The organism is Micromonospora chersina (assembly GCF_900091475.1).
In the GTDB taxonomy this organism is placed as follows: Bacteria; Actinomycetota; Actinomycetes; order Mycobacteriales; family Micromonosporaceae; genus Micromonospora; species Micromonospora chersina.
In genome coordinates, this window is the sequence record NZ_FMIB01000002.1 from 4172003 (window position 1) to 4187023 (window position 15021).

The window sequence follows — 15021 nt, forward strand, 5'->3', positions numbered from 1 at the left end:
AAGGGTATTCGTTCACTTGCCAACGATTGCCGTCAATACGTCGTCGAGCGTCACTACACCGAGGGGCCGGCGGCCGTCGCTCACCAGCACCATGTGCCGGCGCTCGCGCCGCATGGACAGCAGCAGATCGGCAAGCGTACGGTCCGGCGGCACCACGGCCAGCGGCCGGTAGACCTCGGCCGGCACCGGCGCCCGGCGGCCGGCGCCCGCGTAGCCGAGCACGTCCTTCACGTGCACGAAACCGAGCACCCGGCGGGTGGACCGCTGCACCACCGGGAAGCGGGACCGGCCGGTGCGGGTGGCCAGCACCTCCAGCGACGCCGGTGAGACGTCCTCGGCCACCGTCGTCACCGTCGACCAGGGTTGCAGTGCGTCGGCCGCGGTCCGGCTGTGCAGGGCCAGCGCGCCGGTGATCCGCGCGTGCTCCTCGGCGTCCAGCAACCCCTCGGTACGCGCCTGCGAGACCAGGCCGGCCAACTCCTCCGCCGTGAACACGGTCTTCACGGCGTCGGTCGCCTCGACCCGCCACAGCCGCAACACCTGCCGGGCCGACCACTTCATGGCCAGCAGCAGCGGCTTGGTGCCCAGGCAGAAGGCGAGCATGGCGGGGCCGAGCCAGAGCGCCGACGGCTCCGGGCCGGCCAGGGTGATGTTCTTCGGCACCATCTCGCCGACCACCGTGTGCAGGAAGACCACCACGCCGAGGGCGATCACGAACGCCACCGGGTGCACCGCCGACGCGGGCAGGCCGAGCGCCTCGAACGGGGTCTCCAGCAGGTGGGCCAGCGCCGGCTCGGCGATCGCGCCGAGGCCGAGCGAGCAGACCGTGATGCCGAGCTGCGCCCCGGCGATCATCAGCGGGATCTGGTTCATGGCCGACAGGGCCCACCGGGCCCGCTTCGACGTCGCCGCCAGCGGCTCCAGCACCGTCCGGCGGGAGGCGATCAGGGCGAACTCGCTGCCCACGAAGAAGGCGTTGCCGAGCAGCAGCACCAGGGCGACCAGCAGTTCACTCACCGTCGTCGGGCTCCTCCGGGCGGACCACCCGGACCTGCTCGATCCGGTGCCGGTCGACCTCCACGACGGTGAACTCGTAGCCGCTGTCCTCGACCGTCTCGCCCGGCACGGGGATGTGCCCGAGCCGGGCCATCAGGAACCCGGCGAGGGTCTCGTACGGCCCCTCGGGCAGCCGGAAACCCGTCTGCTCGACCAGCTCGTCCTCGCGGAGCACGCCGTCCACCAGAACGGTGCGCTCGCCGCCCGGCACCGTCAGCTCGACCGGGCCGAGGTCGTCCACCGCGTCCGGGTCGAACTCGTCGGCGATCTCCCCGACCAGTTCCTCGACCAGGTCCTCCACGGTCACCACACCGTCCGTGCCGCCGTACTCGTCGACCACGATGGCCAGGTCGGCGCCGGCGTCCTTGAGCGCCGCGAGCACGCCGTCGAGGTCGAGGCTCTCCGGCACGTACACCGGTTCCCGGGCGACCGCCGCGACCGTGGTGGCTGCCCGCCGGGCCAGCGGCACGCCGAGCGCGTCGGGCACCCCGGCCACCCCGGTGACCAGGTCCAGCGTCTCCTCGTAGACCGGGAACCGGGTCCGGCCGGTCTGCCGGGACAGGTCCAGCAGCTCGGCGACGGTCGCGGTGGCGCGCAGCGCGATCACGTCGACCCGGGGGGTCATGGCCTCGGCGGCGCGCTTGTCGCCGAACCGGATGGTGCGCCGCAGCAGCATGGCCGTGTCCGGCGGCAGCGCACCGGCGCGGGCCGAGATGGCCGCCAGCAGGCCCAGCTCCTCCGGGGACCGGGCGCTGGCCAGCTCCTCCTGCGGCTCCACGCCGAGCCGCCGGACCAGCCGGTTCGCCGAGTCGTTCAGCAGCCGGATCAGCCACCCGAAGGTGCGGGAGAAGGTCCGCATCGGCCCGGCGGTGCCGAGCGCCGTGGGCATCGGCCGGGCCAGCGCGAGATTCTTCGGCACCAGCTCGCCGAAGAGCATCGAGATGAGGGTGGCCAGCGCCAGGGCCAGCAGCCCGCTGAACCGTTCGGCGCCGCCGACCGGGCGCAGCAGCGGGGCGAACAGCCGGGCCAGCGCCGGCTCGGCCAGGTAGCCGGTCAGCAGCGCCGTGATGGTGATGCCGAGCTGGGCACCGGAGAGCTGGAAGGACAGTTCGCGCAGCGCCCGGCGGACCGTGACCGCGCCGCCGTCCCCCTCGCCGGCCCGCCTGTCGATCTCCGCGCGGTCGACGGTGACCAGGGCGAACTCGGCCGCGACGAAGAACGCGTTGCCGGCGGTCAGCAGCACGAAGCCGACCAGGGGCAACAGCGTGGAAACCAGCAGGCCGTCGATGAGCGCGATTGTTCCACGGGCCGGCAGCCGGCACGACCCGGCGACCGGCGACGGCGGCGGCACCCGGGTGGGTGCCGCCGCCGTCGTGGTTCAGCTAGTCCGGGGGTACGCCTCAGCCGGCGACCGACTCGGTCTCCTTCTCGCCCGCCGGGGCGTCCGGCTTTACCGAGCGGAGCAGCACGCTCGCCACGTCGACGACCTCGACCTGCTCACCGGCGCCCTTGCCGTTGACCCCGTCGTTGAGCATCGTCGAGCAGAACGGGCAGCCGACCGCGATGGTCTTCGCCCCGGTGGCCATGGCCTCCTCGACCCGGTCCACGTTGATCCGCTTGCCGATCTTCTCCTCCATCCACATCCGGGCGCCGCCGGCACCGCAGCAGAAGGAGCGCTCGCTGTTGCGGGGCATCTCGGTCAGCTCGCCCTGGATCGAGTCGCCGAGCACCTCGCGCGGGGCGGCGAAGACCCGGTTGTGGCGGCCCAGGTAGCAGGGGTCGTGGTAGGTCACACCGCCGTCGACCGGCTGCACCGGGGTGAGCTTGCCGGCGGACACCAGGTGGGCCAGCAACTGGGTGTGGTGGACCACCTCGAACTCACCGCCGAGCTGGCCGTACTCGTTGCCCAGGGTGTTGAAGCAGTGCGGGCAGGTGGCGACGATCTTCCGCTTGCTCTTCTCCCGGCCCTCGAACGCCTCGTTCAGCGTCTCGACGTTCTGCTGGGCGAGCATCTGGAAGACGAACTCGTTGCCGATCCGGCGGGCCGGGTCGCCGGAGCAGGTCTCGCCCTCACCGAGGATGGCGAAGGAGACGCCGGCCTCGTTGAGCAGCGTGGCCACCGCGCGGGTGGTCTTCTTGGCCCGGTCCTCGAACGCACCGGCGCAGCCGACCCAGAACAGGTACTCGAAGTCGTCGACCTCGCCGACCCGCGGCACCTCGAAGCCGAGGCCCTTGGTCCAGTCCTCGCGGGTGTTCTGCGGGGCGCCCCACGGGTTGCCCTTGTTCTCCAGGTTGCGGAGCATGACGCCGGCCTCGGACGGGAAGCTCGACTCGATCAGCACCTGGTAGCGGCGCATGTCGACGATGTGGTCGACGTGCTCGATGTCCACCGGGCACTGCTCGACGCAGGCGCCGCAGGTGGTGCAGGACCAGAGCACGTCCGGGTCGATGACGCCGCCCTCCTCGGCGGTGCCGATCAGCGGCTTCTCCGCCTCCGCGAGGGCGAGCACGTCGACGTGGGCGAGCTGGGCGGCGGTCGCCTTCTCCTCGCCGGTCAGGTCCTTGCCGCCACCGGCCAGCAGGTACGGCGCCTTGGCGTACGCGTGGTCGCGCAGGCTCAGCACGAGCAGCTTCGGCGACAGCGGCTTGCCGGTATTCCAGGCCGGGCACTGCGACTGGCAGCGGCCGCACTCGGTGCAGGTGCTGAAGTCGAGCAGGCCCTTCCAGGTGAACTGCTCGACCTGGGCGACACCGAACTGGTCCTTCTCCGGGTCGGCCTCCTCGAAGTCGAGCGGCTTGCCCTCGCTCATCATCGGCCGCAGCGGGCCGAGACCGGAGCCGGCCGGCTTCTCCGGGTCGCGCTTGAAGAAGATGTTGGGGAACGCCAGGAACCGGTGCCAGGCGACACCCATGGTGACGTTCAGCGAGATCACGATGAGCCAGGTCATCGAGATGGCGATCTTGATGAGGGCGGCGACGCTGACGCCGGCCGTCCACGCCGGGAGCGCGGCGCCGACCGCGTGGCTCAGCGGGGTGGCCCAGACCGGGTACTCGAAGTGGTCGGTGGCGACCTTGAAGCCGCGGATCACGAAGCCGAAGATCAGGACCAGCAGCACGACCCACTCGACGAAGTAGCCCTGCCACATGGTCGAGCCGGTGAACCGGGAGCGGCCGCCCGGGCGGGTCGGCCGGTTGCGCAGCCGGATCCCCATCAGCACCAGGATGCCGGCCAGGCCCAGGATGCCGATCCACTCGGTCGCCAGGCCGAAGATCGTCCAGTGACCGATGATCGGCAGGCCGCCGCCCGGGGTGACCACCTCGAAGTACGCCTCGAGCACCAGCAGCGAGAGCACGATGAAGCCGACCATCACGAACCAGTGGGCCGCCCCGACCACGCTCCACTTCAGCATGCGGGTGTGGCCGGCGGTCTCCACCAGCATCTTCTTCGTGCGGGCGCCCTTGTCGCCGAAGCGCTCCGGCGCGGGCTGCCCGAGCCGGATGACGGCCGTCATCTTCATGACCGCGCGCACCGCAAGCCACACCGCCACGGCGGTGATGGCGGCCGCGAGGATCGTGGTGACGATCTGGACGCTGCCCATCGAGTTGGCCTCCCGGTCTGCTGCTTGTCAGTGCAGCCTACGCGCAAGGTTACCCAGCAGTAACGTGAGTCATCTCGCATCCGGCCACGCCGCCCTGCCGACACCTTAGGCGCAGCGGGCGCCGGGCGCCGGTCAGGGGCGTCCCGGCGTGACGTACGCCCGTGTCGAGGCGGCGGGACCGGTCAGCGCGAGGCGACGCGGGTCAGCGCCAGCGGGAGAGCAGGATCAGCGAGGAGACCATCGCGCCGAAGCCCACGGCGAGGTTCCAGTAGCCCCACGACGCCACCGGGTACGCCTGCTCGGAGAGGTAGTAGACGACCAGCCAGCCGATGCCCACCACGATCAGCGCGACCGCGGTGATCGGCAGCCAGACCGGGCTAGGCTTGCGCGTCGCCGCCGTCGCCGTCGGACGCACGTCCGTCGGCGGGGTGTACACCTTCTTCTTGCGGACCTGAGACTTGGGCACGACGCTCTCCAGAGGGGGGTACGACCTCGTCCGGCCTGACAACCGGGCGCGGGGGCGACGGTCCATGGCCAATAATGTTCGACAGCTAGCGTAGTCCCGACGGACCGTCCAGGCCACGAATGGGGTCAGGCCGGTGCATGGAGTGACCGAAAAGGGCGGGACTTTTCGGGTCGAGCAGGCCGGTCCGCGCCCAGGCGGGCCGGAACAAGACGACGGGAAAGGGAACGCCCGGTGGAGTACACGTCCGGCGCCGCCTCCTGGCAGAAGGTCCTCCGGCGCGCGGTGGTCGGCCTGCTGCCCCGCCGGCCGCGGCAGCGCCGCCCGGGCTGGTCGATCGGCGTGCCCCTGATCGCCGCCGCGGCCGGGCTCCTGTTCACCACCACCGCGAACGCCGCCGGCGGCACCTCCCTGCGCGAGGACCGGCGCCCCCAGCTCACGCAGTTGATCGAGGACCGGCGCGAGCAGGTCGCGGCCAGCGAGGCGAAGGCCGCCCGGCTGCGCGCCGAGGTCGAGGAGCAGACCGGCGAACTGGCCGGCGCCGACGGCCCGATCAAGGCGCAGCGGGACCGGGCCGCCGCCACCCGGCAGGCCGCCGGCTTCACGGCGCTCACCGGCAGCGGCATCACCATCGAACTCAACGACGCGCCCCGGCGGGCCGACCAGACCCTGCCCAAAGGTGCGAGCAACGACGACCTGGTCGTCCACCAGGGCGACGTCCAGGCGGTCGTGAACGCGCTCTGGGCGGGCGGCGCCGAGGCCATGTCAATCATGAATGTCCGCGTGCTCAGCACCAGCGCGGTACGCTGCGTCGGAAACACCCTGCTGCTGCACGGCCGGGTGTACTCCCCTCCTTTCAAGATCGTGGCAATCGGCGACCCCGCCGCGTTCCAGCGGGAACTCGCCGCGTCTGAGGGAGTCCGGTTGTTCAGGGAAGCCGTCGACCACTACCAGCTCGGCTACTCCGAGACCATCTCCACGGTCACCGTGCCGGCGTTCGAGGACTCGACCGCACTCCAGTCGGCGAAGGTGCCCAGGTGACACCGGACGACCCCCGGGAGCGGGACGGGCGCCACCGCGACGCCAGCGACGATCCGACGGCGTTCCTCCCGAAGGTCGACCGGCCGGCGCCCGCGCCACCCCGCCCGCCGCTCGACCTGCCCTGGCCGGACCGGGCCCCCACGACCGCCGACCACCGCCCCTCGGCCGACCGCCGCCCCGCGGCGGAGCCGCGCCCGCCGGCCGACCACCGTCCCCCGGCCGAGCCGCGCCCGCCCGCCGACCATCGCCCACCGGTCGAGCCGCGCCCACCGGTCGGCCCGCGCCCGCCGGCCGAGCCGCCGCCGGCCTGGCCCGGCGACCGGAGCCGCCCACCGGCCCCCGCCGCCCGGCCGGTGTCACCGCCGCCCACCAACGGCCCACCGGCCGGCTGGTCGGGGCGGCCGGGCACCACCCCACCGGCCCGCGCCGCCGGACCGGAGCGGCCGGCCGAGGCCGGACCGCAGGCGCGTCCGCCGGCCGCGCCGCACGGACCCAGCGACAGCCCAGGTGGCCGGCCCGACGGGCACCAACGCGGTCCCGGCCCGGGCGCGCCCGCTCCAGCCCAGGACGGTCGGGCGGACCGGCACCAGCGCGGTCGCGGCCTCGACGGGCCCGGCACCCCCGGGGAGCCCGGGCGCCGGCTCGACGCGCCGACCGAGGCGCGGCCGACGAGCCCCGCTGACGCGCCGACCGCGTTCATCCCCCCGCTCGGCGACCGGCCCGAGCGCCGCCCCACCGCTGGATCGCTGCGACCCGGCGCGCCGGGAGCCGGCGTACCCCGGTCGGGCGGCCCGGCCGACGGCGCCACGGCCCGTCCGGCGGCGACCGGCCCGGAGGACCCGGGAGCGACAGCGGTGATCCCGGCCGTCAGCCGCCCGGCAGCCCCACCGGCGCTGGACTCCACCGCGCTGATGGGTGCGGTGCCCCCGGTCCGCGACACCGGCGACAGCGACGAGCCCGCGACCCCGGCCGAGCCGCCGCGACCCCGCCGGGGCGAGCGGGTGGTGCAGCTCCGGCCGGAGCAGACCGGCGAGGGGTACAAGAGCGTCTACTCCGAGCTGACCCGCCCCACCGTCGGTTCCCGGCTGCGGACGATCGTGCGCGGCACCGGCGAGGTGCTGATCACCTTCGGCCTGGTGGTGCTGCTGTTCGCCGGCTACGAGATCTGGGGCAAGGCGGTGATCGTCGACGCCCACCAGAACGACCTGAGCAGCCAGCTCGCCCAGGAGTGGGGGGCGGACCCGACGGTCGGCCCGACCACCGGGCCGAGCCCCAAGCCGAAGCCGCCGGCCGAGGGGAAGCCGGTCGCGGGGCTCTACATCCCCAAGCTCGACAAGCACTGGGTGGTGGTCGAGGGGGTCACCCCTGACGACATCCGGTACGCCCCGGGCCACTACCCGAAGAGCGCCATGCCGGGCCAGGTGGGCAACTTCGCCGTCGCCGGGCACCGAATCCGGGCCACCTTCTGGCGCCTCGACGAGCTGCGCTCGGGCGACAACATCGTGGTCGAGACCCAGGGCGAGTGGATCATCTACAAGGTCTACCAGCAGCGGATCGTCAAGCCGTACCAGGTCGAGGTCGTCGCGCCGGTGCCGGGCAAGCCGAACGAGCAACCGACCGAGAAGCTGCTCACACTGACCACCTGCAACCCCAAGTTCGACAACTACCAGCGGCTGATCATCCACGCCCGGCTGGACCACGTTCAGGCCAAGTCGGCGGGCCGCCCGGCCGAGCTGGAGGGCTGACGCGTGTACGGATGGATCTGGCGGAAGCTGCCGTTCGGACTGCCCGGGAAGCTGATCGGCTCGGTGCTGCTGGCCGCCGCGACGGTCGCCCTGCTCTGGTTCGTGGTGTTCCCCTGGGCCGAACCCCTGCTCCCCTTCGACGACGTGCAGGTCACCCAGGACTCCGGCGTGCCGGGTGACGACGGCGGCGGGCTCACCGAGCCGAGTGAGCGGCCGTCCGAGGAGGAGATCCCGTACAACACCGAGACGAACAACGCCCCGCCCTCCACCCCGAGCAGGTGACCCCATGCGCGTCCTCGTGATCGACAACTACGACTCGTTCGTCTTCAACCTCGTGCAGTACCTCGGCCAGCTCGGCGTGGACTGCGAGGTGCGGCGCAACGACGAGATCGACGTCGCCGAGGTGGGCCGGGTGGGCGTCGCCGGCGTGCTCCTCTCGCCCGGACCGGGCAGCCCGGACCGCGCCGGCATCTGCCTCGACGTGATCAGGGAGTACGCGGGCAAGCTGCCCCTGTTCGGTGTCTGCCTCGGTCACCAGGCCATCGGCGAGGCGTTCGGCGCGACGGTGACCCGGGCGCCGGAGCTGCTGCACGGCAAGACCTCACAGGTGAGCCACGACGGCGTCGGCGTGCTGGCCGGCCTGCCCGACCCGTTCACCGCCACCCGGTACCACTCGCTCGCCGTGCTGCCCGAGACGCTCCCCGACGAGCTGGAGGTCACCGGCCGGACCGCCTCCGGGGTCGTGATGGCCATGCGGCACCGCACCCTGCCCATCGAGGGCGTCCAGTTCCACCCGGAGTCGGTGCTGACCGAGGGCGGTCACCTCATGCTGGCCAACTGGCTGGCCGTCTGCGGCCACCCCGAGGCGTTGGAGCGGGCCCCGGAGCTGGCCGCCGAGGTCGACGCCCGCCGCCGGGCGGCGTTCGCCGCGGCCTGAGTCGTTCTACGCGAAGTGGCGGTGCCCGACGGGCACCGCCACTTCGTCTGTCTGGAGCTGTCGGGTCAGGGCTGGCTGAACCGGGCCGGCGAGGTCGTGGTCGGGAACGGGAAGCCGCCGCCGCCCCCGGGGGTGGTCGGCGTCGTGCCCGGCGACGGCGTGGTGCCCGGGCTGGCGCTCTCGGTCGGCTCCGGCAGCGGAACGTCGACGTAGATCGTCACCCGCTCGCCCCTAGCCAGGCTCGTGTTGGCCTTGGGCGTCTGCCGACTGACCTTGCCGGCCTTGTCCGGCGTGACCTCGTCGCCGTCCAGCGTCCGCACCTCGTAACCGGAGTTCTTCAGCAGCCGCTCCGCCTCGTCCTTGGAGAGGCCGAGAACGTCCGGCACCTTGGTGATGTTGCCGCGGGAGACCTCCAGGGTCACCTGGCTGCCCTCGGCCACCGAGCTGCCCTCGTCAGGTGTCACCTTGACGACCTGGCCTTCCGGCGCACCGCTGTCGACCGGCTTGCGGTTCGCGACCAGCTTCAGATCGTCGAGGCGGGCCTTGGCGCTGTTGTAGGTGCTGCCCACCAGGCCGGGCGGGATCGTCACCACCGGCTTGCCGCCGCAGATCTGGATCGTCACCGGGCTGTTCTTCGCCACCGACGCCCCGGACTGCGGGTTCTGGGCGGCCACCGTGTTCTTGGTGCAGTCGCTGCTGAGCACCGGCTCGCCGAGCGCCACGCGCAGCCCCGCCCGCTGGAGGTCGGCGGTCGCCACCGCCTGGCTCTTGCCCTGGAGTTGTGGCACGGAGACCTTCTCGGCACCGGTCTGGTTGAGCCAGAGCGCCGTGGCCAGGGCGATGACCGCGAGCACGCCGAGCGCGGCGAAGGTGGCGATCACCCAGGCCGAACTCTTCCGCTTGCGGGCGTCGCCCACCCGGGCCGGCGCCTGCTGACGGGTCTGCGGGCCCATCACCTGGGTCTGCTGGTAGCCGCCGCCGGCCGCGGCCGGCGCCATCGGCATGGTCTCCTCGGCCGGCATGACCGGGGTGGCCAGCACCGGACGGCCCGCGGCGGCGCGGAGCAGGTCGGCCCGCATCTCGCCGGCGCTCTGGTAGCGGTTCAGCGGGTTCTTCGACAGCGCCTTGAGGACGATGGCGTCCACGGCGGGGTTGACGTCCGGGTTGATGGTGCTCGGCGTGGGCGGCTGCTCCCGTACGTGCTGGTAGGCCACGCTGACCGGGCTGTCGCCGACGAACGGCGGGTGCCCGCAGAGCAGCTCGAACAGCACGCAGCCGGCCGCGTAGACGTCGGAGCGGGCGTCGACCGCCTCGCCGCGCGCCTGCTCCGGGGAGAGGTACTGCGCCGTGCCGATGACCGCGCTGGTCTGCGTCATCGTGGTGGCGCCGCTGGCCAGCGCCCGGGCGATGCCGAAGTCCATCACCTTGACCTGGCCGGTCTGGGTGAGCATCACGTTGCCCGGCTTGATGTCCCGGTGGATGATCCCGTGCCGGTGGCTGAACTCCAGGGCCGCGCACATGTCGGCGCAGATCTCCAGCGCCCGGCGCGGCTGGAGCCGGCCCTCGGCGCCGAGCACCTCCTTGAGGGTCCGCCCGTTGACGAACTCCATCACGATGAACGGCAGCGTCTCGCCGGTCGGGGCGGTCTCCTCGCCGGTGTCGTACACGGCGACGATGGCCGGGTGGTTCAGCGACGCGGCGTTCTGCGCCTCCCGGCGGAACCGCATCTGGAAGGTCGCGTCCCGGGCCAGGTCGGCGCGGAGCATCTTGATCGCGACATCCCGACCGAGCCGGAGATCGCGACCACGGTGCACCTCCGCCATGCCGCCGTAGCCGAGCAGCTCGCCGACCTGGTACCTGCCACCGAGCAGGCGGGCCTGCGCTGTCATCGCGTCTCTCGTCCTTCGCTCGTCGTCGTCTCGCCGCCAGCCGGCTGGAGCCGTACCCCACGACGGTACGACGTGGGAAGCGGATAGTCGCCCCCGTGGGCCCGCACCGCGCCGGAGGTCACGCTCACCGGAGCAAGCGTGCCGGGGTCACCGGCCGCCGCGTACTTCCGGTAGTAGTACGAAATCACGCCCGAACAGAGCACGACCAGCACGGCCACCACGATGGCGGCCACCCAGCGTCCCGCCGTGGAGCGCCGGGGAGCCGGCAGCGGGGCGCCGGCCGGTCGCGCGTACCCGAGGGGGTTGTGCTGTCGGGGCGGCGGGACGGCCGCAGCGCCGCGCGGCGCCACCGGCGGGCGCGGCTGCGGGGCCGGCGCCACCACGGTCGGGCGCGGCGCGACCGGCGGGCGGGCCGGCATGGCCGGTGGGCGGGGCTGCGGTCGCGTGGCCGTCGGGACCTGCGCCCGCGCGGCCGGTGCGGCCGGGGAGGCGGGTACGCCGGAGATCGGGTGGCCGCCCCGCGCCTGCTGCGACAGGGCGAGCTTGGCCTGCCGGGCGACGCTGGCCAGGGCGGAGGCGCTGGGCCAGCGGGCCGCCGGGTCCTTCGCCAGGGCGCGCTCGACGATGGCCCGCACCTGCGGCGGGATGTCGGCGGGGAGTGGCCGGGGCGTCTCGCGCACGTGCTTCATGGCGATCTCGAGCGGGTTGTCCCCCTCGAAGGGCCGCCGGCCGGCGAGGCACTGGTAGGCGACCACGCCGAGGGCGTACACGTCGGAGGCGGGGGTGGCGACCGCGCCGGTGGCCTGCTCGGGCGAGATGTAGGAGGCGGTGCCGAGCACCGAGCCGGCGGCGGTGAGCTGGCCGACCAGGTCGGAGCGGGCGATGCCGAAGTCGGTGAGCACCAGCGTGCCGTTGGGCCGGACCAGCAGGTTGCCGGGCTTCACGTCGCGGTGCACGATGCCCTTCTCGTGCGCGGCGTGCAGCGCGTCGGCGGCCTGCGCCAGCAGGGCCATCGTGCGGGCCGGGGTGAGCCGGCCGACGCGGCTGAGGGTGGAGGAGAGCGCGTCGCCCTCCACGTACTCCATCACCAGGAAGGCGATGTGCTGGTCGCTGCCGAAGTCGTAGACGTCGACCACGCCGGGGTGGTTGATGGTGGCCATGGTGCGCGCCTCGCCGCGGAACCGCTCGGCGAAGCCCGGCTCGTCGAGCAGGGCCGGGAGCAGGCTCTTGACCGCTACGGTGCGGCCCAGCACCTGGTCGGTGCCGCGCCAGACGTCACCCATGCCGCCGCTGGCGATGCGCTCGTCGAGGCGGTAGCGGTTGCCGAGCTGCACTCCCGGGCTGAGCATCTCAGCGGCCTTCCGCGATGGCCGCCGCCATGATCCGGCCGGCGATCCGGGCCGCCTCGGCGCTGCCGCCGCTGCCCGCCTGCTCCAGCTCGACGCACACGGCGGACACCGGGGTGCCGTTCTTGTCCAGGGCGAAACCGATGAACCAGCCGTGGTCCGGGGTGTTCGGACCGGACTGGGCGGTGCCGGTCTTGCCGCCGACGGTGTAGCCGTCGATGGCGGCCTTCCGGCCGGTGCCCTCCTTCACCACGTTCACCATCATGTCGCGCAGGTCGCCGGCGACCTGGCCGCTGATCGGCTGGCGCAGCTCACGCGGCTTGGCGGCGTCGTAGACGGTGGTGCGGTCCGGGCCGAGCAGCTGCTTGACCAGGTACGGCCGCATCTGGCTGCCGCCGTTGGCGACCGTGGCGGCGATCAGCGCGCCCTGGAGCGGGGTCATCCGCACGTCGCGCTGGCCGATGGAGGACTGGGCCAGGGCTGCCGGGTCGGTGCCGCCGCCCGGGGCGGTCATCTCGCCGGTGCGGCTGGCCGCCACCGGCAGGCCGCCCTTCTCGCCGGTCTCGCCGACGGAGAGGTCGTCCTGCTCGAAGCCGAACGCGCGGGCCTTCTCCTTGATCTTGTCCGCGCCGAGCCGGACGCCGAGCTGGGCGAAGCCCGTGTTGCAGGACTCGGTCACCGCCTCGCGCAGGGTCACCTGCGATTCCGGGCAGATCGACGGCGCCGCGTTGCGGATCGGCTGGCCCGAGGTGGGCGGCGTGTAGCTCGACCCGGCCGGGATCTGGGTCTGCTGGGTGACGCCGTTCTCCAGCGCCGCGGCGGCCACCACGATCTTGAAGGTGGAGCCGGGCGGCAGGACCTCGCCGAGCGCCCGGTTCGCCAGCGGGCGGTCCTTGTCCTTGTCGAGCTTGTTGTATTCCGCCGTTGCCTCGTTGGTGTCGTGGCTGGCCAGCGGGTTCGGGTCGAAGCTCGGCATGGAGACCAGCGCCTGCACCGCCCCGGTACGCGGGTCGATCGCGATGGCCGCGCCCCGCCTGGCCCCGACCTGGTTGTCGTTGAGCTGCTTGTACGCCGTCTCCTGGGCCCGCTTCGAGAGGGTCAGCAGCACGTTGCCGCCACCGGTCTGGTCACCGGTGAACATGTCCTTGATCCGGTTGGCGATGAGCTGGTCGCTGGTGCCGGCGAGGAAGTCGTTCTCCAGCCGCTCGATGCCGGTGTCGCCCAGGTTGACCGGCTTGTAGCCGAGCACGTGCGCGTACATCGCGCCACCGGGGTAGGTGCGCTGGAACTTCAGCTTGCCGTCGGTCTCCTTGCTGAGCGCGAACGCGGTGCCGCCGACCTCGATGTTGCCGCGCTTGCGCTCGTACTCGGCCACCTGGACCCGGCCGTTGTAGTCGCTGTTGCGGTATTCGTCGGCCTTGTAGGCCTGGATCCAGTTCAGGTTGGCGAAGAGCAGCCCGAACAGGATCATGACGACAACGCCGACGCGGCGCAGGGGTGCGTTCACGGCCGGATCACCTCCGTGGGGGCACCGTGCAGCTGCTCCGGCGGGCCGCCCGAGGGCCGGGCCGCCGGGCCACCCCCGGTCACCGGCCGGCGGGCGCCGTCGGAGACCCGGAGCAGGACCGCGATCAGCAGCCAGTTCGCCATCAGCGAGGAACCGCCGGCGGAGAGGAACGGGGTGGTCTGGCCGGTCAGCGGGATGAGCTTGCTGATCCCGCCGACGATGACGAAGACCTGGAGGCCCAGGGTGAAGGCCAGGCCGCCGGCGAGCAGCTTGCCGAACGAGTCCCGCACCGCGAGCGCGGCCCGCAGCCCCCGCTCGACGATCAGCAGGTAGATCACCAGCAGCGCGGAGAGGCCGAAGAGGCCGATCTCCTCACCGATGCCGGCGAAGATGAAGTCGGTCTGCACCTCGGGCAGCAGGGTGGGCTGGCCGCCACCCGGGCCGGCCCCGAACAGGCCGCCGGTGCCGAGGGTGAGCAGGCCCTGGACGAGCTGGTAGCCCCGGTCGTACGGCTCGGCGAAGGGGTCCAGCCAGATCTGCGCCCGGTCGTAGAAGTTGGCGAACGGGCCACCCACGGTGCTGCCCAGCACGTACGCCAGGTAGGCGCCGCCGAAGAACAGGATGAGGCCGATGAGCAGCCAGCTCACCCGTTCCGTGGCGATGTAGAGCGTCACCACGAACATGCCGAAGTAGAGCAGCGAGGTGCCCAGGTCCTTCTCGAAGACCAGCACCAGGAGGCTGATCATCCAGACCACGAGGACCGGCCCGAGGTCCCGGCCGCGCGGGAAGTCGATGCCGAGCACCCGCCGGCTGGCCAGCGAGAGCACCTCGCGCTTGCGGACCAGGTAGTAGGCGAAGAAGGCGAGCAGGGCGAGCTTGGCGAACTCACCCGGCTGGATCGAGAACCCGCCGAGCCGGATCCACAGCTTCGCGCCGTTGATCTCGGAGAACCGCCCCGGCAGCACCGCGGGGATCATCACCAGCACGATGCCGGCCAGACCCAGGGTGTACGCGTACCGCGACAGCGACCGGTGGTCCCGCATGATCGCCAGCAGCGCGGCGGCGAGCACCACCGCGCCGAGCGTCCAGGCGAGCTGCCGCCCGCCCGTGCCGGCGAAGATGGCCAGGCTCTCCCGCTCCTCGGGAGCGGCCTGGGCCAGGTCGTAGCGGCGCAGGAACCCGACGCCGATGCCGTTGAGCAGGGCGACCGCCGGCAGCAGCGCCGGATCGGCGAACGGCGCCAGCCAGCGGATCACGAGGTGCAGGCCCAGGAAGACGAGCCCCAGCGCGGCGGCCGGGATCCAGAAGTCCGGGGTGACCGTGTCCAGCACGTTCGCCTCGACCGTCGCCGCGTACGCCGCCACGAGCACCATGGCGAGCAGCAGCAGGGACAGCTCGGCGTTACGCCGGGACCGGGCCAGGCGCACGCCGGGCTGCT

General features: G+C 72.8%; 12 protein-coding genes. 4 read left to right on the forward strand and 8 right to left on the reverse strand.

Going from position 1 to position 15021, the window contains the following annotated elements:
- Positions 1–12 precede the first annotated feature (12 nt).
- From GA0070603_RS19405 to GA0070603_RS19420, 4 genes are all read right to left on the reverse strand, one after another.
- A complete protein-coding gene (locus GA0070603_RS19405) occupies positions 13–1017 on the reverse strand; it encodes a hemolysin family protein (RefSeq protein ID WP_091316101.1) in 1005 nt (334 codons plus the stop codon).
- Positions 1010–2317, reverse strand: coding sequence for a hemolysin family protein (locus tag GA0070603_RS19410; protein WP_091322109.1), 1308 nt, complete (start codon positions 2315–2317; stop codon positions 1010–1012). The genes GA0070603_RS19405 and GA0070603_RS19410 overlap by 8 nt, the downstream gene beginning before the upstream one ends.
- A 139-nt stretch (positions 2318–2456) precedes the next feature.
- Positions 2457–4655, reverse strand: a complete 2199-nt coding sequence (locus GA0070603_RS19415; RefSeq protein ID WP_091316103.1) for a (Fe-S)-binding protein — start codon at positions 4653–4655, stop codon at positions 2457–2459.
- Positions 4656–4857: 202 nt separating this feature from the next.
- Entirely contained in the window at positions 4858–5121 is a 264-nt protein-coding gene (locus GA0070603_RS19420) for a cell division protein CrgA (protein WP_091316105.1), read from the reverse strand.
- 231 nt (positions 5122–5352) lie between these two features.
- Here GA0070603_RS19420 and GA0070603_RS19425 point away from each other — a divergent pair, with 231 nt between their 5' ends.
- From GA0070603_RS19425 to GA0070603_RS19440, 4 genes are read left to right on the forward strand one after another with little or no spacing between them, the layout of a single operon-like run.
- Complete coding sequence (locus GA0070603_RS19425) at positions 5353–6159, forward strand: DUF881 domain-containing protein (protein WP_091316107.1); 807 nt, start codon at positions 5353–5355, stop codon at positions 6157–6159.
- Positions 6156–7904 (forward strand): class E sortase, encoded by a 1749-nt coding sequence (locus GA0070603_RS32090; RefSeq protein WP_244282560.1) that lies wholly within the window; start codon positions 6156–6158, stop codon positions 7902–7904. Before GA0070603_RS19425 ends, GA0070603_RS32090 begins: the two co-directional genes overlap by 4 nt.
- Positions 7905–7907: 3 nt before the next feature.
- Positions 7908–8186: a hypothetical protein gene (locus GA0070603_RS19435; protein ID WP_091316110.1), complete on the forward strand. Its 279-nt coding sequence runs from the start codon at positions 7908–7910 to the stop codon at positions 8184–8186.
- Positions 8187–8190: 4 nt separating this feature from the next.
- Entirely contained in the window at positions 8191–8841 is a 651-nt protein-coding gene (locus GA0070603_RS19440; RefSeq protein ID WP_091316113.1) for an aminodeoxychorismate/anthranilate synthase component II, read from the forward strand.
- A 65-nt stretch (positions 8842–8906) separates the two neighbouring features.
- On the opposite strand, the gene pknB is transcribed toward GA0070603_RS19440, so the two are convergent.
- Genes pknB through GA0070603_RS19460 form a run of 4 tightly spaced genes read right to left on the reverse strand, consistent with a single transcriptional unit; the run spans position 8907 to position 15010 of the window.
- Positions 8907–10730 (reverse strand): Stk1 family PASTA domain-containing Ser/Thr kinase, encoded by a 1824-nt coding sequence (gene pknB, locus GA0070603_RS19445; protein ID WP_091316116.1) that lies wholly within the window; start codon positions 10728–10730, stop codon positions 8907–8909.
- A complete protein-coding gene (locus tag GA0070603_RS19450) occupies positions 10727–12079 on the reverse strand; it encodes a serine/threonine-protein kinase (protein WP_091316118.1) in 1353 nt (450 codons plus the stop codon). Before GA0070603_RS19450 ends, pknB begins: the two co-directional genes overlap by 4 nt.
- 1 nt (position 12080) lies before the next feature.
- Positions 12081–13583 carry a peptidoglycan D,D-transpeptidase FtsI family protein gene (locus tag GA0070603_RS19455; RefSeq protein ID WP_091316120.1) on the reverse strand — a complete coding sequence of 501 codons (1503 nt, stop codon included), beginning with the start codon at positions 13581–13583 and terminating at the stop codon, positions 12081–12083.
- Complete coding sequence (locus tag GA0070603_RS19460) at positions 13580–15010, reverse strand: FtsW/RodA/SpoVE family cell cycle protein (protein ID WP_208863049.1); 1431 nt, start codon at positions 15008–15010, stop codon at positions 13580–13582. The genes GA0070603_RS19455 and GA0070603_RS19460 overlap by 4 nt, the downstream gene beginning before the upstream one ends.
- Between the last annotated feature and the right edge of the window lie 11 nt (positions 15011–15021).

Excerpts from the sequence above, each read along its gene's own strand:
- GA0070603_RS19415 (WP_091316103.1), bottom strand. The coding sequence starts at position 4,655 with ATGGGCAGCGTCCAGATCGTCACCACGATCCTCGCGGCCGCCATCACC.
- GA0070603_RS19440 (WP_091316113.1), top strand. The coding sequence starts at position 8,191 with ATGCGCGTCCTCGTGATCGACAACTACGACTCGTTCGTCTTCAACCTC.
- pknB (WP_091316116.1), bottom strand. The coding sequence starts at position 10,730 with ATGACAGCGCAGGCCCGCCTGCTCGGTGGCAGGTACCAGGTCGGCGAG.
- GA0070603_RS19450 (WP_091316118.1), bottom strand. The coding sequence starts at position 12,079 with ATGCTCAGCCCGGGAGTGCAGCTCGGCAACCGCTACCGCCTCGACGAG.